Source organism: Streptomyces sp. NPDC030995, from assembly GCF_055571215.1.
Map to the genome: position 1 here is coordinate 1 of NZ_JBVIFS010000060.1, position 17,633 is coordinate 17,633.

The 17,633-nt window shown below is 71.7% G+C and carries 18 protein-coding genes and 1 pseudogene; 3 read left to right on the forward strand and 16 right to left on the reverse strand.

Going from position 1 to position 17,633, the window contains the following annotated elements; translation table 11 throughout:
• Window positions 1-133: 133 nt before the first annotated feature.
• Window positions 134-982 carry an aldo/keto reductase gene (locus tag ACZ45T_RS38005; RefSeq protein ID WP_468448860.1) on the reverse strand — a complete coding sequence of 283 codons (849 nt, stop codon included), beginning with the start codon at window positions 980-982 and terminating at the stop codon, window positions 134-136.
• Window positions 983-1,027: 45 nt separating this feature from the next.
• Here ACZ45T_RS38005 and ACZ45T_RS38010 point away from each other — a divergent pair, with 45 nt between their 5' ends.
• Complete coding sequence (locus ACZ45T_RS38010; protein ID WP_468448862.1) at window positions 1,028-2,032, forward strand: ketopantoate reductase family protein; 1,005 nt, start codon at window positions 1,028-1,030, stop codon at window positions 2,030-2,032.
• A 76-nt stretch (window positions 2,033-2,108) separates the two neighbouring features.
• On the opposite strand, the gene ACZ45T_RS38015 is transcribed toward ACZ45T_RS38010, so the two are convergent.
• The 14 genes from ACZ45T_RS38015 to ACZ45T_RS38080 form a co-directional block, all read right to left on the reverse strand.
• Window positions 2,109-2,870, reverse strand: a complete 762-nt coding sequence (locus tag ACZ45T_RS38015) for a sirohydrochlorin chelatase (protein ID WP_468448864.1) — start codon at window positions 2,868-2,870, stop codon at window positions 2,109-2,111.
• A gap of 5 nt (window positions 2,871-2,875) precedes the next feature.
• Window positions 2,876-3,766 carry an ABC transporter permease gene (locus tag ACZ45T_RS38020; protein ID WP_468448866.1) on the reverse strand — a complete coding sequence of 297 codons (891 nt, stop codon included), beginning with the start codon at window positions 3,764-3,766 and terminating at the stop codon, window positions 2,876-2,878.
• Entirely contained in the window at window positions 3,753-4,550 is a 798-nt protein-coding gene (locus ACZ45T_RS38025) for an ABC transporter ATP-binding protein (protein ID WP_468448868.1), read from the reverse strand. The genes ACZ45T_RS38020 and ACZ45T_RS38025 overlap by 14 nt, the downstream gene beginning before the upstream one ends.
• 34 nt (window positions 4,551-4,584) lie before the next feature.
• Window positions 4,585-5,709: an ABC transporter substrate-binding protein gene (locus ACZ45T_RS38030; RefSeq protein ID WP_468448870.1), complete on the reverse strand. Its 1,125-nt coding sequence runs from the start codon at window positions 5,707-5,709 to the stop codon at window positions 4,585-4,587.
• Between the two features lie 215 nt (window positions 5,710-5,924).
• Complete coding sequence (locus ACZ45T_RS38035; protein ID WP_468448872.1) at window positions 5,925-7,265, reverse strand: sulfate adenylyltransferase subunit 1; 1,341 nt, start codon at window positions 7,263-7,265, stop codon at window positions 5,925-5,927.
• A gap of 2 nt (window positions 7,266-7,267) precedes the next feature.
• The gene (cysD, locus tag ACZ45T_RS38040; protein WP_468448874.1) at window positions 7,268-8,203 is read right to left on the reverse strand and encodes a sulfate adenylyltransferase subunit CysD; all 936 of its coding nucleotides are present in this window, start codon (window positions 8,201-8,203) and stop codon (window positions 7,268-7,270) included.
• Window positions 8,200-8,745: an adenylyl-sulfate kinase gene (gene cysC, locus ACZ45T_RS38045; protein ID WP_468448875.1), complete on the reverse strand. Its 546-nt coding sequence runs from the start codon at window positions 8,743-8,745 to the stop codon at window positions 8,200-8,202. Before cysC ends, cysD begins: the two co-directional genes overlap by 4 nt.
• A gap of 35 nt (window positions 8,746-8,780) precedes the next feature.
• Entirely contained in the window at window positions 8,781-9,509 is a 729-nt protein-coding gene (locus ACZ45T_RS38050) for a phosphoadenylyl-sulfate reductase (protein WP_468448877.1), read from the reverse strand.
• Window positions 9,506-9,685: a hypothetical protein gene (locus tag ACZ45T_RS38055; protein WP_360896096.1), complete on the reverse strand. Its 180-nt coding sequence runs from the start codon at window positions 9,683-9,685 to the stop codon at window positions 9,506-9,508. Before ACZ45T_RS38055 ends, ACZ45T_RS38050 begins: the two co-directional genes overlap by 4 nt.
• Window positions 9,682-11,382 carry a nitrite/sulfite reductase gene (locus ACZ45T_RS38060; protein ID WP_468448879.1) on the reverse strand — a complete coding sequence of 567 codons (1,701 nt, stop codon included), beginning with the start codon at window positions 11,380-11,382 and terminating at the stop codon, window positions 9,682-9,684. The genes ACZ45T_RS38055 and ACZ45T_RS38060 overlap by 4 nt, the downstream gene beginning before the upstream one ends.
• 217 nt (window positions 11,383-11,599) lie before the next feature.
• On the reverse strand, window positions 11,600-11,683 hold the full coding sequence (locus ACZ45T_RS38065) for a putative leader peptide (RefSeq protein ID WP_312847410.1): 84 nt from the start codon (window positions 11,681-11,683) through the stop codon (window positions 11,600-11,602).
• A gap of 206 nt (window positions 11,684-11,889) precedes the next feature.
• Window positions 11,890-12,453: a GNAT family N-acetyltransferase gene (locus ACZ45T_RS38070; protein ID WP_468448881.1), complete on the reverse strand. Its 564-nt coding sequence runs from the start codon at window positions 12,451-12,453 to the stop codon at window positions 11,890-11,892.
• Window positions 12,454-12,458: 5 nt separating this feature from the next.
• Window positions 12,459-13,721, reverse strand: coding sequence for a GAF domain-containing protein (locus ACZ45T_RS38075; RefSeq protein ID WP_468448889.1), 1,263 nt, complete (start codon window positions 13,719-13,721; stop codon window positions 12,459-12,461).
• Window positions 13,722-14,087: 366 nt separating this feature from the next.
• A complete protein-coding gene (locus ACZ45T_RS38080) occupies window positions 14,088-15,731 on the reverse strand; it encodes an acyl-CoA dehydrogenase family protein (protein ID WP_468448883.1) in 1,644 nt (547 codons plus the stop codon).
• Window positions 15,732-15,748: 17 nt separating this feature from the next.
• On the opposite strand from ACZ45T_RS38080, the gene ACZ45T_RS38085 reads away from it, so the two are divergent.
• Both ACZ45T_RS38085 and ACZ45T_RS38090 read left to right on the forward strand, forming a co-directional pair.
• On the forward strand, window positions 15,749-16,873 hold the full coding sequence (locus ACZ45T_RS38085; RefSeq protein WP_468448885.1) for a YihY/virulence factor BrkB family protein: 1,125 nt from the start codon (window positions 15,749-15,751) through the stop codon (window positions 16,871-16,873).
• Window positions 16,807-17,172: pseudogene (locus tag ACZ45T_RS38090) on the forward strand (helix-turn-helix domain-containing protein); the annotation flags it as partial. The gene ACZ45T_RS38085 and the pseudogene ACZ45T_RS38090, both read left to right, overlap by 67 nt.
• Here the strand turns inward: ACZ45T_RS38090 and ACZ45T_RS38095 are convergent.
• Window positions 17,103-17,504 carry a VOC family protein gene (locus tag ACZ45T_RS38095; protein ID WP_468448887.1) on the reverse strand — a complete coding sequence of 134 codons (402 nt, stop codon included), beginning with the start codon at window positions 17,502-17,504 and terminating at the stop codon, window positions 17,103-17,105. The pseudogene ACZ45T_RS38090 and the gene ACZ45T_RS38095 sit on opposite strands and share 70 nt — an antisense overlap.
• Between the last annotated feature and the right edge of the window lie 129 nt (window positions 17,505-17,633).

Genomic DNA, 17,633 nt, shown 5'->3' on the forward strand with positions numbered 1-17,633 from the left:
GCAGCCATCTGGCACAACCGGGCCAGCGGAACACCGCTGACCAGGTCATTAATCGCCTACGACCACTGACCAAGACTTCGGACTTAATCGTCTAGTGCTGTGACCGGGAGCTGAACCGGGCGGGAGCCGGCCCTCAGGAAGCCAGCGCGTCGAGCAACTCCAGCTCCCGCTCCGTGAGGTGGATCGTCGCCGCGTCCAGGTTCTCCGCCAGGTGTACGGGGGAACCCGTCCCCGGGGTGGGGCACAGGACGGGGGAGTGGTGCAGCAGCCAGGCCAGGGCGATCTGGCCCGGGCCGGCGCCGTGGGACGCGGCCACCGAGGTGATGGCGGCCGCGCTCTCGCGGGTCAGGGCGCCGCTGCCCAGGGGGTAGTACGGGAGGAAGGCGATCCCTCGCGCCTCGCACAGCGCGAGCACCTGCGCCGAGCCGCGGTCCAGCAGGTTGTACGGGTTCTGGACCGAGGCGATCGGGGTCGACTCCAGGGCCGTCCGCAGCTCCCCGGCGGTGACGGTGTCCAGACCGATGTGCCGGATCTTGCCCTCCGCCCGCAACTCGGCCAGCGTGCCCAGCTGTTCGGCCATCGGGACGGCGGGGTCGAAGCGGTGCAGCTGGTAGAGGCCGACGCGTTCCGCGCGCAGCCGCCGCAGGCTCGCCTCGCACTGCTGCCGCAGCTGCTCCGGGCGGCCCGCCACGTGCCACTGATCGGGGCCGCTGCGCACCACCCCGCCCTTGGTGGCGACCACGAGCTGCTCCCCGTACGGGTACAGGGCCTCGGCGATCAGCTCCTCGGCCAGGTCGGGGCCGTAGTTGTCGGCCGTGTCGATGAGCGTGACCCCGCGCTCCACCGCGGTGCGCAGCAGCTCCCGGGCCTCGGCGCGCTCGCCGCGCGGACCCCAGTAGCCGGGGCCCACCAGACCGCCCGTGCCGAACCCGAGCCGCCGGACGGGCAGCTCCCCACCGATGTCGAACACCTCGTTCACCATGCCCCGACCGTAACGCAGGGGGCGGGATGTGCCAGGCTCGTCGGCATGCGTTACATCATCATCGGCGCGGGCGCGGTAGGCGCCACCATCGGCGGACGGCTCGCGGAGGCGGGCGGCGAGGTCGTACTCGTCGCACGCGGCGCACACGCGCAGGCCCTGCGGGCCGACGGGCTGCGGCTCACGACGGCCGACGGGGCACGGGTGCACCGGCTGCCCGTGGTCACCGGACCGGAGGAGCTCGGCGAACTGCGCCCCGACGACGTGCTGTTGCTGGCCGTGAAGACCCAGGACGCGATCGCCGCGCTCGACGCGTGGGGCGACGCGGAGGTCGCGGGCGGCGGTACGGCGGCGCAGCGGCTGCCGGTGCTGTGCGCGCAGAACGGCGTGGAGAGCGAACGCCTGGCCCTACGGCGCTTCGCGCGCGTGTACGGGGTGTGCGTATGGCTGCCCGCCACCTTCCTCGAGCCGGGCGTGGTCTCGGCGCTGTGCGCGCCGCTGACCGGAATCCTGCACGTGGGCCGGGCGGCGGGCGGCGCGGACGCGGTGGCCCGGGCCGTCGCGGCGGACCTCGGCAAGGCCGGCTTCGAGGCGCCGGTGGTCGAGGACGTGATGCGCTGGAAGTACGCGAAGCTGCTGGGGAATCTGGGCAACGCGATCCAGGCGACGACCGGGCCGGAGCCGGACCCTGCGAAGGTGGCGCTGCTGTTGCGGGCCGTCGGCGAGGCGAAGCGGGCCTTCGAGGCCGCCGGTATCGCGTACGCGAGCGAGGCCGAGCAGGCGGCGGCGCGCGACGGGAAGGTGAACCCGCCGGCGGGGGTCCTGCGGGGAGGGTCGTCCTGGCAGAGCCTGGCGCGGGGGACGGGGTCCGTGGAGGCGGACTATCTCAACGGGGAGATCTCGCTGCTGGGCCGCCTGGGCGGGGTTGCGACGCCGGTGAACGACGTGCTGCGGCACGCGGCCAACATCTTTGCGCGGGAGGGCCTCCCGCCGGGCGCGATGTCCATCGCGGACCTGACCGCCCTGGCGGACGAAGCCACCGCCCGCTCGTAGCCGCGCCGTTGTCGGGGGCGCTGCCCCCGAACCCCCGCTCCTCAAACGCCGGAGGGGCTGAAATAGAGACGGCGAGTCAGGCCGTCAGGGTCGGGAGCCGGGCGGGGGCCGAGACGGCGGCGTCGTAGCGGCGCAGCAACAGGCGGGCCAGTTCGGGGGCCGCCCCCAGGACCCCCGCCACCACATCCGCACCGGCGGCTTCCGCACCCGCCGCGATGCGGTCCGGGAGGCGGCCCGGGGCGATGACGTAGGGGGCCACCGCCACCCGGGCGAAGCCCTCGGCGCGCAGGGCCCGTACGGCGTCCTCAGTGCGGGGAAGGGCAGCGGAGGCGAACGCAGGCCGCACGGCGCACCAACCGGTGAGCCGCCACTCCCGCGCGGTTTCAGCGATCACTGCGATCGCCTCCGGGTCTGTGGAGCCGGCGGACGCGAGCACCACCGCGGTGGTGGCACGGTCCGCCGGGGTGAGGCCGGCTTCGGTGAGCCGGCGCTCCAGGGCGGAGAGGAGGAGCGGGGAGGGGCCGAGGACGTCGGCCACCCGCACCGAGAGTCCCGGCAGGCGCGAGGCCGACTCGGCCAGGGCCGCCGGGATGTCGGACTTCGCGTGGAAGGCCCGGGTGAGGAGGAGCGGGAGCGCCACCACCTCCCGTACGCCGGAGAGGTAGAGGGCGGACAGGGCCTGACCCACCGACGGGGTGGTGAAGTCCAGGTAGGCCGTCTCCACCCGCAGCCCGGGCCGCAGCGTCCGCGCCCGCGCCACCAGGGCGTGCACGGTCGCGGCGTGCCGCGGGTCGCGGCTGCCGTGGGCTATGACCAGGAGTGCGGGTGAGGGGGACATGGGACTCAGCTCTTGACCAGCAGGCCGCGGGTGCGCAGCACCCACCGCTCGACCGGGCTGAAGATGAGCAGGTCGATGGCGATGCCGACCACCAGGATCAGGATGATCGCGAGGAACACCCCGGGCAGGTCGATGTTGTTGCGGCCGTTCTCCAGCAGCTGGCCGAGGCCGAGGCCCAGGTCGGGGGAGCTGGCGATGATCTCGGCGGCCATCAGGGAGCGCCAGGAGAAGGCCCAGCCCTGCTTGAGGCCGGCCAGGTAGCCCGGCAGCGCGGCCGGCATGACGATGTGCCGGGCACCGCGCAGGCCGGTGGCGCCCAGGGTGCGGCCGGCCCGCAGGGTGAGCGGCGGGATCTGGTCGATGCCGGAGACGAGGCCGTTGGCGATGGACGGGACGGCGCCCAGCAGGATCACCGTGAACATCATCGCGTCGTTCAGGCCGAACCACAGGACGGCCGGCGGCACCCAGGCCACCGACGGCAGCGACTGCAGGCCCTGGAGGATCGGGCCGATCGCGGCGCGCACGAACTTCACCCGGGCGACGAGCAGGCCGAGCGGGGTACCGATGGCCAGGGCCAGGAGGAAGCCGAGCAGGCCGCGGGACACGCTGGTCCAGATGACCTCCAGCAGCGTGCCCTTGAGCCACATGTCGGACAGACTGTCCCAGACCGCGGACAGGGCCGGGAGCTTGGTCTCGTCGGTGACCTTCGCCGCGACGAGGATCTGCCAGACCGCCAGCACGAGGCCGACGGCCAGCACCGGGGGCAGGATCTTCTTGACGAGGATCTCGCGGACCGGGGTGCGGTGGGTCTGGACCGCGTCGAGAGCGTCCAGGCCCGCCTCCAGGCCTGCCAGGTCGTCCGTTTTGGCCTTCGCGGCGGTCTCAGTGCTGGCCATGGCGGCGGATCTCCCCACGCAGGTGTTCAGTGATCTCAAGGGACAGTTCCGCGACGTCCGCGTCCTCGATGCGGCGCGGCTGCGGGATGCCCACGGTCCATTCCTTCGCGATCCGGCCGGGCCGGGAGGAGAGCAGGACCACGCGCTGGGCGAGGCGGACGGCCTCGCGCACGTTGTGGGTGACGAAGAGGACGGAGAGGTTCGTCTCGCTCCAGATGCGGGTGAGCTCGCCGTGCAGTACGTCGCGGGTGATGGCGTCGAGCGCGGCGAACGGCTCGTCCATCAGCAGCAGCTGGCTGTCCTGGGCGAGGGCCCGGGCCAGTGCCACGCGCTGGCGCATGCCGCCCGACAGCTCGTGGACGCGCTTGCCGTACGCGCCGCCGAGGCGGACCAGCTCCAGCAGCCGCTCGGTCTCCGGCTTGCGGTCGGCCTTGGCCACCCCGCGCAGGCGCAGGGCGAGTTCGATGTTCTTGCCCGCGGTCAGCCACGGGAAGAGGGCGTGCTCCTGGAACATGAGCGCCGGACGGCCGCCGCCGGGGGTCTCGATGGACCCCGCGGACGGCTTGTCCAGACCCGCGACCAGGTTCAGCAGCGTGGACTTTCCACACCCCGAGGCGCCCAGGATGGTGACGAACTCTCCGGGAGCGACATCGAGGCTGATGTCGTCCAGGACGAGCTGCGATCCGGCCGGGCCGGAGAAGGACTTCGAGACGTGCTCGATGCGGGCAGCGTGCGTCAGCTCCGCAACGGTGCCCTCGGCAGCCTTGGCGAGCGTGGTGGCCATGGTCGTCACCTCCTGGGGTTGCTGGATTACGGGGTTACTTGGCGCCGAGGCCGGCGTCGGAGACCTCGGCCTTGCCCGCGGCCTTCAGGACCTTGTTCAGGAGCGTCAGGTCGTAGATGCCGGCCAGGTCGGGCTGCTCGATGAGCTTGGCCTTGACCGCCCAGTCCGACTGCGTCTTCAGCGTCGCCGCCAGCGGGTCGTCGGTGACCGTGAAGCTCGGCCACGCCGGGTCGATGACCTTCGCGTCGAGCGGCTTGCCGCCCTCGGCCGCGAGCTTCGCGTTCGCGGAGGCCTTCGCCTTGTCCTGGTTGGCGTGGATCCACTCGTTGGTCTTCACGGTGCCGCGCAGAACGGCCTCGACCACGTCCGGGTGCTCCTTGAGGAACTTCTGCGACACGATGACGTTCGTGATCACGAACTTCTTCTCGGGCCACAGCTCGGTCTCGTCGAGGAGGACCTTGCCGCCGTCGGAGACGAGCTTGGAAGCCGTGGGCTCCGGCACCCAGGCGCCGTCGATCGAGCCCTGCTTGAAGGCGTCCGGGGTGACCTTGTTGTCCGTACGGACGACGGAGACGTCACCCTTGCCGGACTCCGGGTCGACCGTCCAGCCCTTCTCGGAGATCCAGTTGAGGAACGCGACGTCCTGCGTGTTCCCCTTCTGCGGGGTGGCGATCTTCTTGCCCTTGAGGTCGTCCAGGGTCTTGATCTTGTCCGGGTTCACGACCAGCTTGACGCCGCCGGAGGCGGAGCCGGAGATGATCCGCAGGTTGGAGCCCTTGGACTTCACGTAGCCGTTGATCGACGGCGAGGGGCCGATGAAACCGATGTCGAGAGAGCCGCCGTTGAGGGCTTCGATCTCGGACGGGCCGGCGTTGAAGGACTGCGGCTTGATCGTGGTGCCGCCCAGTTCCTTCTGGATCAGGCCTTCCTGGAGGCCGACCAGGGCGGTGGCGTGCGTCAGGTTCGGGAAGTACCCGATGCGGACCTCGGAGGCGGAGAGCTTCTTGCCGGCGTCGGCCACGTCGGCGGCCTTGGGCTCGTCCTTCTTGGCCTCGGAACCGTAGCCGCAGGAGGCGAGCGCACCGATCAGGAGCGGCAGAGCGGCAGCGGCGACGATGCTGCGGCGAAGTGTGTTACGGGTGGTGGCGGTGGCAGGCACGGGAGGACTTCCTCTCGTGACGGCGTCATCTCATGACGCACGTCTTCGTTTGTGGAGCAAGGGCGGGTACAGCTCATGGGGGGTGTGGGCGCGCAAGCGGTGCGCGTACGTCATCGCGCACATCGCGCCACCCCTCCCTGGCCGCTGCCGAGGGCGCCGCTGCCGACGCGGCCGCCCTCCTTCGCGAAGGTGGAGTAGAGATCGGTGAACATGATCTAGAAGTCCCACCCTTCCTCGTCCGCCTGAACGGTGGTCTCGGCCTTGGAGGCGAAGGACTCGCCGGCCATGCCCGCCGCAAGGGTGGTCCCGTCGGCCGGGTCGATCAGCAGGAAGGACCCGGTGCGGCGCGAGTCGGCGTACGCGTCGAGCGCGAGCGGCTCGGCGGTACGGACGACCACGCGGCCGATGTCGTTGGCCACCAGCTGCCCGGGGTTCGGGTGCTGGGACAGGTCGTCCAGGGTGAGCCGCGAGGGGATCTCCTTGACGATCGCCTTGACCGTGCGCGTCGTGTGCTTGATCAGCACCCGGGCGCCGACGGACAGGGGCTGGTCCGCCACGTGGCAGACCGTCGCCTCGACGTCCTGCGTGGTCGCCGGGGCGCTCGCGGACGGCGCGATCAGGTCGCCGCGCGAGATGTCGATGTCGTCCTTGAGGCGCAGGGTCACCGACTGGGGGGCCCAGGCGATGTCCACGCTCTCGCCGAGCGCGTCGATGCCCTCGATGGTGCTCGTACGGCCCGAGGGCAGGACGGTCACGGCCTCGCCGACGCGCAGCACGCCGGAGGCGATCTGGCCCGCGTAGCCGCGGTAGTCGGGGTGCTCGGCGGACTGCGGACGGATCACGTACTGCACCGGGAAACGCGCCGGGCAGGCGGTGAGGTCGTGGCTGACGGGCACCGTCTCCAGGTGCTCCAGCACCGTCGGGCCGCCGTACCAGTCCATGTTCGCCGACGGCTCGACCACGTTGTCCCCGGCCAGGGCCGAGATCGGGATCGCGGTGATCTCCGGGACGCCCAGGTCGGAGGCGTACGCGGTGAACTCCTCGGCGATCGCCGCGAAGACCGACTCCTCGTAGCCCACCAGGTCCATCTTGTTGACGGCCAGGACCACGTGCGGGACCCGCAGCAGCGCGGCGACGGCCGCGTGCCGGCGGGTCTGCTCGATCACGCCGTTGCGGGCGTCGACGAGCACCACGGCCAGGTCGGCGGTGGAGGCGCCGGTGACCATGTTCCGGGTGTACTGCACGTGCCCCGGGGTGTCCGCGAGGATGAACCGGCGGCGCGCGGTGGCGAAGTAGCGGTACGCGACGTCTATGGTGATGCCCTGCTCCCGCTCGGCCCGCAGGCCGTCGGTGAGCAGCGCGAGGTCGGGGGCCTCCTGGCCGCGGGCCTGGGAAACCGCCTCGACGGCCTCCATCTGGTCCGTCAGGACCGACTTGGAGTCGTGCAGCAGCCGGCCCACCAGGGTGGACTTGCCGTCGTCGACGGAACCGGCGGTCGCGAAGCGCAGCAGGGTGGTCGCCGACAGATCGGCGAACTGCTCGGTGGTGCTGGTCATTTCTAGAAGTACCCTTCGCGCTTGCGGTCTTCCATCGCGGCCTCGGACATCTTGTCGTCGGCGCGGGTGGCACCCCGCTCGGTGAGACGGGAGACGGCGATCTCGGCGATCACGGCGTCCAGCGTGGCGGCGTCGGAGTCGACGGCGCCGGTGCAGGACATGTCACCGACCGTGCGGTAGCGGATGAGACGCGTCTCGGGCGTCTCGCCCTCCTTCGGGCCGCCCCACTCGCCGGCCGTCAGCCACATGCCGCCCCGCAGGAAGACCTCGCGCTCGTGGGCGAAGTAGATCTCCGGCAGCTCGATGCCCTCGCGGGCGATGTACTGCCAGACGTCCAGCTCGGTCCAGTTGGAGAGCGGGAAGACGCGCACGTGCTCGCCGGGGGCGTGGCGGCCGTTGTAGAGCTGCCACAGCTCGGGGCGCTGGCGGCGCGGGTCCCACTGGGAGAACTCGTCGCGGAGGCTGAACACCCGCTCCTTGGCGCGGGCCTTCTCCTCGTCGCGGCGGCCGCCGCCGAAGACGGCGTCGAACTTGAGCTGCTGGATCGCCTCGGTCAGCGGCACGGTCTGCAGCGGGTTGCGGGTGCCGTCCGGACGCTCGCGCAGCTTGCCCGCGTCGATGTAGTCCTGGACGGACGCCACGTGCAGGCGCAGCCCGTGCTTCTCGACCGTGCGGTCGCGGTACTCCAGCACCTCGGGGAAGTTGTGGCCCGTGTCGACGTGCAGCAGCGTGAAGGGCACCGGCGCCGGCGCGAACGCCTTCAGCGCCAGGTGCAGCATGACGATGGAGTCCTTGCCGCCGGAGAAGAGGATCACCGGCTTCTCGAACTCGCCCGCCACCTCGCGGAAGATGTGCACGGCCTCGGACTCGAGGGCGTCGAGGTGCGACAGCGCGTACGGCGCGTCGGTCTCTTCGTGCAGGTGAGCGACCGTGGTCATGCCAGACCCCTCTCGGTGAGCAGCGCGTGCAGGGCCGAAGCCGACTCCTGCACGGTCTGCGTGTGCGACTCGATACGGAGGTCCGGGGACTCCGGAGCCTCGTACGGGTCGTCGACCCCGGTCAGACCGGAGATCTCGCCCGCCGCCTGCTTGGCGTACAGGCCCTTCACGTCACGCTCGGAGCACACCTCGACCGGGGTGGCCACGTGCACTTCGAGGTAGTTCGTCGCGGCGGCCGCATGGCGCCCCCGGACGGCCTCGCGGCTGTCCGCGAACGGCGCGATCACCGGCACCAGCGCCTTGACGCCGTTGCTCGCGAGGAGTTCGGCGACGAAGCCGATCCGCTGCACGTTGGTGTGCCGGTCCTCGCGGGTGAAGCCGAGGCCGGCGGAGAGGAACTCGCGGATCTCGTCCCCGTCGAGAACCTCCACGCGGTGGCCCTCGGCGCGCAGCCGCTCGGCCAGCGCGTAGGCGATGGTGGTCTTGCCCGCGCTCGGCAGCCCGGTCAGCCACACGGTGGCGCCGTGGTCGCTCACGCTCATCTGCTCTGTCTCCGTAAGTTCTTCGCTGGTCGTCATCAGCCGTGCAGTCCGCACTCGGTCTTGCCGCGCCCGGCCCAGCGGCCGGCCCGCGCGTCCTCGCCCTCCGCGACGCGGCGGGTGCAGGGGGCGCAGCCGACGGAGGCGTAACCGTCCATCAGCAGCGGGTTGGTGAGTACGCCGTGCTCGGCGACGTAGGCGTCCACGTCGTCCTGGGTCCAGCGGGCGATCGGCGAGATCTTGACCTTCTGCCGCTTCTCGTCCCAGCCGACCACCGGGGTGTTCGCCCGGGTCGGGGACTCGTCACGGCGCAGACCCGTCGCCCACGCGTCGTACGCGGTCAGGCCCTCTTCCAGCGGCTTGACCTTGCGCAGCGCGCAGCACAGGTCGGGGTCCCGGTCGTGCAGCTTGGGGCCGTACTCGGCGTCCTGCTCGGCGACGCTCTGGCGCGGGGTGAGGGTGATGACGTTGACGTCCATCACCGCCTCGACCGCGTCGCGGGTGCCGATGGTCTCCTCGAAGTGGTAGCCCGTGTCGAGGAAGACCACGTCCACGCCGGGGAAGGCGCGGGAGGCCAGGTGGGCGACGACCGCGTCCTCCATGGAGGAGGTCACGGCGAACTTCTTGCCGAAGGTCTCCGCCGCCCAGGTGAGGATCTCCAGGGCGGAGGCGTCCTCCAGGTCCCGGCCGGCCTGCTCGGCCAGGCTCTTGAGCGTCGCGGCCTCGAGCGTCGCGGCCTTGAGACCGACGTCTTGAGTGGTGGTCATATCTCGTCCCCTCCAGCTGTGTCGGACCGAACACCCCGGGCCAGCAGCCCGAGGTACTTCAGCTGGAAGGCTCGATTGCAGGCCCTGCATTCCCAGGCGCCGTGACCCGTCTCGTGGGGAAACAGGTCCTCGTCGCCGCAGTACGGGCAGTAGAACGGTGCGGCGCGCTCGCTCACGAGAGGCTCTTCTCGTCCGCGCGGGCGACCCACGCCGCGAAGCGCTCGCCGTCCTCGCGCTGCTCCTCGTAGCTCTTGACGACCCGCTCGACGTAGTCGGGCAGACCGGCCGAGGTCACCTTGAGGCCACGGACCTTGCGGCCGAAGCCGGCCTCCAGGCCGAGGGCGCCGCCCAGGTGGACCTGGTAGCCCTCCACCTGCTTGCCGTCGTCGTCCAGGACCAGCTGACCCTTGAGACCGATGTCCGCCACCTGGATACGGGCGCAGGCGTTCGGGCAGCCGTTGATGTTGATGGTGAGCGGCTCGGTGAAGTCCGGCAGGCGGCGCTCCAGCTCGTCGATCAGCGAGGCGCCGCGCGCCTTGGTCTCGACGATGGCCAGCTTGCAGAACTCGATGCCGGTGCAGGCCATCGTGCCGCGGCGGAACGGGGACGGCTTGACCCGCAGGTCCAGCGCCTCCAGGGCCGCGACGACCGAGTCGACCTGGTCGGCCTCGACGTCGAGGACGATCATCTTCTGCTCGGCGGTGGTGCGCAGCCGGCCGGAGCCGTGCTGCTCGGCGACGTGCGCGATCTTGGTCAGGGTGGCGCCGTCCACGCGGCCGACGCGGGGCGCGAAGCCGACGTAGAACTTGCCGTCCTGCTGCTGGTGCACGCCCACGTGGTCGCGCCACTGGCCGGTCGGCTGCTCGGGCGCGGGGCCGTCGGTCAGCTTGCGCTTCAGGTACTCGTCCTCCAGGACCTGGCGGAACTTGGCCGGGCCCCAGTCGGCGACGAGGAACTTCAGGCGGGCGCGGGTGCGCAGCCGCCGGTAGCCGTAGTCGCGGAAGATCGAGATGACACCCTCGTAGACGTCCGGGACCTCGTCGAGCGAGACCCAGGTGCCCAGGCGCACACCGAGCTTGGGGTTGGTGGAGAGACCGCCGCCGACCCAGACGTCGAAGCCGGGACCGTGCTCGGGGTGGTTCACGCCGACGAAAGCGATGTCGTTGATCTCGTGCGCCACGTCGAGCAGCGGCGAGCCGGAGATCGCGGACTTGAACTTGCGGGGCAGGTTCGAGAAGTCGGGGTTGCCCACGATGCGGCGGTAGATCTCGTCGATGGCGGGCGTGCCGTCGATGATCTCGTCCTGGGCGATGCCGGCCACGGGCGAACCGAGGATGACGCGGGGGGTGTCACCGCAGGCCTCGGTCGTGGACAGGCCGACGGCCTCCAGGCGGCGCCAGATCTCCGGGACGTCCTCGATCCGGATCCAGTGGTACTGCACGTTCTGGCGGTCGGTGAGGTCCGCGGTGCCGCGCGCGAACTCCTCGGAGATCTCGCCGATGACGCGGAGCTGCTCGGTGGTCAGCCGGCCGCCGTCGATGCGGACGCGCAGCATGAAGAACTTGTCGTCCAGCTCCTCCGGCTCCAGGATCGCGGTCTTGCCGCCGTCGATCCCGGGCTTGCGCTGGGTGTACAGGCCCCACCAGCGCATACGGCCGCGCAGGTCGTTGGGGTCGATCGAGTCGAAGCCGCGCTGGGAGTAGATCGTCTCGATGCGTGTCCGCACGTTGAGACCGTCGTCGTCCCTTTTGAACTGCTCGTTGCCGTTGAGGGGCGTGTGGTGTCCGACGGCCCACTGGCCCTCGCCGCGGTGACGGCCGGTCTTGCGGCGCGCGGCGGCTGCGGCTGCGGGCGTTTCGGGGGTGGCGGCCATGGCGGATACGTCCTTCTTCAACGGCTCAAGGGGGCAGGGGGGAGCGGCGGCGCGCCCCTGTCACGCGGGAGTCTCTGAGCAGGTTCGGCTGATTTCCGCCCTTATGTCGGGGTTACCGACGTGCGGGGGCGGTGTACGGCCTTCAGGGGGGCTTGCGGGGTGATCGACGCGTCCGCGGCGGCGGGGACGACGGCGATGTGCGGCGTGGCTGGTTCCGTCAGCGGGCCGGACAGATGGCGCTGGACATGCGGCCGAGGTCGACGTGCCGCCGACTCACCAAGGCAATTCCAGCTCCATTCATGGCGGAAGCGTGTCATGTGCCTCTTGGAGGAGTCCACTACTGTCCACGATCCGGACGAAGTCGTCCCGGATGGTGGGATGGGGTGATCGGGGTCACCCCCGGAACCCTTTCCGGACCGCCACATCCGGGTGCGGCGCCGTTGCTGGGGGCCAGCCCCCAGACCCCCGCTCCTCAAACGCCGGAGGGGCTGCATTTGCCAGGAGGGGCTACGCGCCGGGCCAGGGTCCCGGGGTCGGGGTGGCTTCCTTCTGGGAGGTCTCCGTCTTGAAGAGCTTGAAGCCGCGCTTCAGGTAGTTGTCCATCGCCGTCGGGCCGTCCTGGCTGCACGTGTGGAGCCAGACCCGCCGGGTCGGCTCACGCTCCGGCCAGCGCGACGCGAGGTCCCACGCCCGGGCGATGCCCACCGACAGCAGGTGCCCGCCGATCCGGCGGCCTCGGAAGTCCGGGAGGAGGCCGAAGTACATGATCTCCACCACACCGTCGTCCTGCGGGTCGAACTCGACGTACCCCGCCGGCGTGCCGCGGTCGTACGCCACCCACGTCTCCACCCCCGGCCGGCCCAGCTGCTCCACCCACTGCGCGCGGGTCAGCGACAGCCGGTCCGTCCAGTGGATGTCACCGCCCACGGACGCGTACAGGAAGCGGCTGAACTCGGGGGAGGGGACCTCCGCCCGGGAGATCGTGACCTCCGGACCCGGCGGGGTCGCCGGGACCAGCTCCGTCGGGGAGGTCATTTCCAGGGACCAGGTGGTGAGGGTGATGGTGCTCATGCACTTCAGGGAACCATGCCCGGCCCCCCGTACCCCAGGCGGGCCCTGATCACCGAGGGGGCGGTGGAGTGCGGCAGCAGCGCGGCCGGGTCCTGGGGGCGGATCAGCTCCACCTCCACGTCCTCCGCGAAGCGGTACGGCCGGTGGGTCAGCACGCCCGCGAGGTGGCGGCGTACGCGGGACAGCTCCGCGCGGACCGTCACCGTGCGGGCCGGATCCCCGAACAGCTCCGCGGACAGCTCCGCCGCCGAGCGCCCCCGCGGGCTCTCCGCCAGCAGGAACAGCAGCTCCGCGTGGCGCGGGCTCAGCTCCTGCGACCAGCTCCCGGAGGACCCGTACACCGTCGCCGACCAGGATCCCGGCCGGCTGAGGTCCAGGACGACCCGGGTCGCCGCCGTGCTCGTACGGTCCTCCGCGATCCGCAGCAGCCAGCCGCCGGGCAGCGGCTCCACCACGCAGTCGCCGAGCCGCGGCACCCACACCCGGCCCGGCCCGAAGGCCTTCGGCAGCGGGATCCGGTCGGCGGGGGCCAGCCCCGTCACCGCCGCCGTCCAGCCGTTCGGGTCCACGACCAGGGCCCGCCCCGGCAGCCGGGCCAGCAGCGGGGCCGCCGTCGCCCGCAGCCGCTCCAGTGACTCCAGGTGGCGGATCCGCAGCTCCCGCTCCGCGAGCCGGGCCACCGAGCTCACCCACGCCAGCGTCGCCGGGTGCATGGTGGCCAGCGGCCCGCTGACGTCGACCACGCCCAGCAGCCGCCCGTCCCGCGGGTCCCGTACGGGCGCCCCCGCGCAGGTCCAGTCGTGGTGGCTGGAGACGAAGTGCTCCGCCGAGAACACCTGCACGGGCCGCCGGGCCACCAGGGCGGTGCCCACTCCGTTCGTGCCGACCACGGCCTCGTCCCAGTCGGCCCCGACCGCGAAGCCGAGCCGGTCCGCCTTGCGCAGGATGGAACGGTGCCCCTCCCGCCACAGCAGCCGCCCGTCCGCGTCCGCGACGACCATGATGTGCAGCGCCTCGTCCAGCGCGGGCAGCAGCCCCTCGCGCAGTACGGGCAGGATCTCCCGCAGCGGCGACACGCGCCGCCGCTCCTCGGTCTCGGCGGCCGACAGCATCCGCGAGCGCGCGTCCCGGTCCGGGTGGACCCCGCCGGCCATCATCCGGCGCCAGGACTCGGCGATCTCCGGTCTCGGCGCGGCCGGCGGGCGGTCCCCGGCCAGCGCGGCCGCCCGTACTCCCTTGAGCAGACGCGTGGCCTCCCGCGCGTCCATGGCCGAGATGCGTGCCACATCGACCGTGCTGCCTGTGGTGTCGGCCACCGGAACCTCCCCGTGCGAACAGGACGTACGACGAAAGCCGCCCGGCGGTCCGTGTGCACCGCTTCCCCTGGCACCCCGACGGGCGGCTGCCGACTCAAAGGTTGCAACGCTATGCAACTCTCGCCAAGTCCCGGTCGGTCGACCGAAACTGTCCGGACGCCGCTGAGCGGCGTGACAGCTCCTCCTCGGGGCTTCACGGACCAGGGGTGGTGCCGAGTCGGCGCGGCGCCACCTCTGCTCCAGGTCAACGGGCCCGGATCGCGGCCGGGAGCGGTTTGGGGACCGCAGGGGGAACGTGGGTGCCCGGCGGCACCCCGCCTAGCCCGAGATCCGCGCCCGTTCCACCACCGCGCCCAGGTCGAGGCTGTGCGGCAGCGTCCCGAAGGCCGCGCCCCAGTCACCGCCGAGCCGCGAGGCGCAGAAGGCGTCCGCGACCGCCGGCGGAGCCCACCGCACCAGCAGCGAGCCCTGGAGCACCAGTGCCATGCGCTCCACCACCCGGCGGGCCCGGGCCTCGACTCCCTCCAGGTCGGCGAGCTCCGTCAGCAGGTCCTTGATGGCCGAATCCAGCCGGTGGTCGGCGCCGCGGGCCTGGCCGACCTCCTGGAGGAAGGCGTTCAGCGCCTGCGGCTCCCGCTGGAGTGCACGGAGTACGTCCAGCGCCTGTACGTTGCCCGAGCCCTCCCAGATGGAGTTCAGCGGGGATTCGCGCAGCAGTCTCGGCAGCCCCGACTCCTCGACGTAGCCGTTGCCCCCCAGACACTCCAGGGCCTCCGCCACCATCGGCGTACAGCGCTTGGTCACCCAGTACTTCGCGGCGGGGACCGCGAGGCGCAGGAAGGCCTTCTCCTGCTCCGTCCCGGCGTCGTAGGCGGCCGCCAGGCGCAGGGCGAGCGTGGTGGCGGCCTCCGACTCCAGGGCCAGGTCGGCGAGCACGTTGCGCATCAGCGGCTGGTCGATGAGCGGTGCTCCGAAAGCAGAGCGGTGCTCCGCGTGGTGGACCGCCTGCGTCAGCGCCTGCCGCATCAGCGAGGCCGAGCCGACGACACAGTCCAGCCGGGTCGCCGCGACCATCTCGATGATGGTCCGCACCCCCCGGCCCTCCTCGCCGACCCGCCGCGCCCAGGTCCCGTCGAACTCCACCTCGCTCGACGCGTTCGACTTGTTGCCCAGCTTGTCCTTCAGACGCTGGATCGCGAAGACGTTGCGCGTGCCGTCCGGCAGCACCCGCGGCACCAGGAAGCAGGTCAGCCCTCCCGGAGCCTGCGCCAGCACCAGGAAGCCGTCGCACATCGGCGCCGAGCAGAACCACTTGTGCCCGGTCAGCAGGTACTCGCCCGACGCGTCCAGCGGTACCGCGGCCGTCGTGTTCGCCCGTACGTCGCTGCCGCCCTGCTTCTCCGTCATCCCCATGCCGAAGAGCACACCGGCCTTCTGCGCGGCCGGCCGCAGCCCTTCCTCGTACACGTGCGAGGTCAGCCGCGGCTCCCACTCGGCGGCCAGTTCCGGATCGGTCCGCAGCGCCGGCACGGCGGCGTGCGTCATCGAGACCGGGCAGCCGTGCCCCGCCTCGGCCTGCGACCAGAGGAAGAACCCGGCGGCGCGGCGCAGATGACCGGCCGGACGTCCCCAGGCGTCGGTGAGCCCGGAGGTCACCGCGTGCCCGAGCAGCCGGTGCCAGGCCGGGTGGAACTCCACTTCGTCGATCCGGTTGCCGTACCGGTCATGTGTGCGGAGCTTCGGCGGGTTCTCGTTCGCCTGCACACCCCATTCCTGTGCCTGTGCCGAACCGGAGGCGTGCCCGATGGTCGTGAGCTCCTCCCTTACCTCGGCGAGGAGTTCGGGATCCGCGGAGGCCAGGTGACGCTCGACGCCCTCGGTGAGGGCCCGGTCGCCGCCGTAGGCGTCGTAGCCCACGAGGGGCGGGGCCTGGTTGCTGACTGTGTGGGTGGTGGCTGCCATGCGGATACCGTAAGGACGTGCAGCCAGCAAAAGAAACATCCGAGCGGATCCCGGGACCCCCAGGACGGCTCCACCGGGCCCGCGCCCTCTACCGCAACGTCTCGAAGCGGAAGATGGGCTGGCTGCTACTGAAGGACACCGTCAACTCGTGCATCGAGTACCGGATCCTCGGTCTCGCGGCCGAGGCGGCCTTCTTCACGCTGCTCTCGCTGCCCCCGCTCTTCCTCGGCCTGCTGGGCCTGCTGGGCTATGTGGACGGCTGGACGGACACCAAGACCGTCGAGAGCATCGAGGAGAACATCCTGGGCGCGGTCGGCACGGTCCTCTCCGACCGGGGCGTCAACGACATCGCCCGGCCCCTGCTGGACGACGTCACCGGGCGCGGCCGCCCGGACCTGATCTCGCTCGGTTTCGCCTTCGCCCTCTGGTCCGGGTCGCGCGCGGTCAACGTCTTCATCGACACCATCACCGTGATGTACGGGCTCGACGGCCATCGCGGCATCGTCAAGACCCGGCTGCTGGCCTTCCTGCTCTACATCATCGCGCTGCTGATCGGTGCGATCGTGCTGCCGCTGATGGTGGTGGGGCCGGACGCGGTCGTGCGGCTGGTGCCGTGGGGCACCGAGGTGATCGCGATCCTGTACTGGCCGACCGTGACCCTGCTGTCCATCGCCTTCCTGACGACGCTGTACCACGTGTCCGTACCGGTGCGCTCGCCGTGGATCGAGGACGTGCCGGGGGCGCTGGTGGCCCTCGCGATGTGGGTGCTGGGCTCGTTCCTGCTGCGGATCTACCTGACCAACACGGTGGAGGGGCCGACGATCTACGGCTCCCTGGCGGCCCCGGTGGCGGTGCTGCTGTGGATCGGCATCTCGGCCTTCGCGGTGCTCGTCGGCGCGGCCGTCAACGCCGCGATCGACCGGGTCTGGCCGTCGGTGGCCACGGCGGCGGCGCGCGAGGCGAACGAGCGGGCGCGCGAAGCGGAGGCCGCGCAGCTGATCGCGCGGGCCGCGGCCTGGCGGGCGATGGCGGAGGGCGAGTCGGAGGACGACGAGGACGAGGGCATGCCGTCGGAGTTCCCGGAGCGGTGGTCGAAGTTCCTGCCGCCGGAGGACTACTCCGCGCGGCTGCGCAAGCACTAGGGGGTGTCTTGCCGATACACCCCCTAGGCGTGCGGCAGCTGCACCGGCGGTCGCTCGACGCTTTCGGGTACGGCCCGCGGACGCTCGGCCGCATCCTGCGGCTGCGGCGCGCGCTGGCCCTGGCCCGCGCGGGCATGCCGTACGCCGAGGTCGCGTGCGCCGCCGGCTACGCCGACCAGGCCCACCTCGCCCGTGAGGTCCGCGCCCTGGCCGGTACCACCCTGGGTGCCTACACGGCCGGTTCCGCCGGGGCGAAGAGGGAGACCTCGCAGCCGTCCGGGTCGAGCAGGACGGCGTAGCGCTGCCCCCAGAAGGCGTCCCAGGGCTTCAGGTGCCCGGTGTGGCCGGCGGCGGTCAGCTCGGCGTACACCGCGTCCACCTCGGCGGGGGAGTCGCACAGGAAGGCCAGCCCGGCGCGGCCGTCGCCGGAGGGCCGGGTCCAGGACGGGTTGAAGGAGCGGATGGTCTCCTCCGTGTCCCACCCGATGCGCAGCCCGCCGGGCAGGACGGCCTCCACGTGCGGCTGCCCGTCGGCGTCGGCGGGGACGTCCAGCCCGAGGCGGCGGTAGAAGGCGAGCGAGGCGGCCATGTCGGAGACGACCAGGCCGATCATGTCGAGTCGAGGAGTCATGCAGGCAGGCTAGTGCTGTGGCCGGAAAGGTTTGCCGGGTCGCGGCCCCCGGCACGGCACCTCGCCGCGTTGTCGGACCGCGCCGGTACGTCCAGTACGAGCCGCGGCCCTCCGCCTTGCGATGCGTCC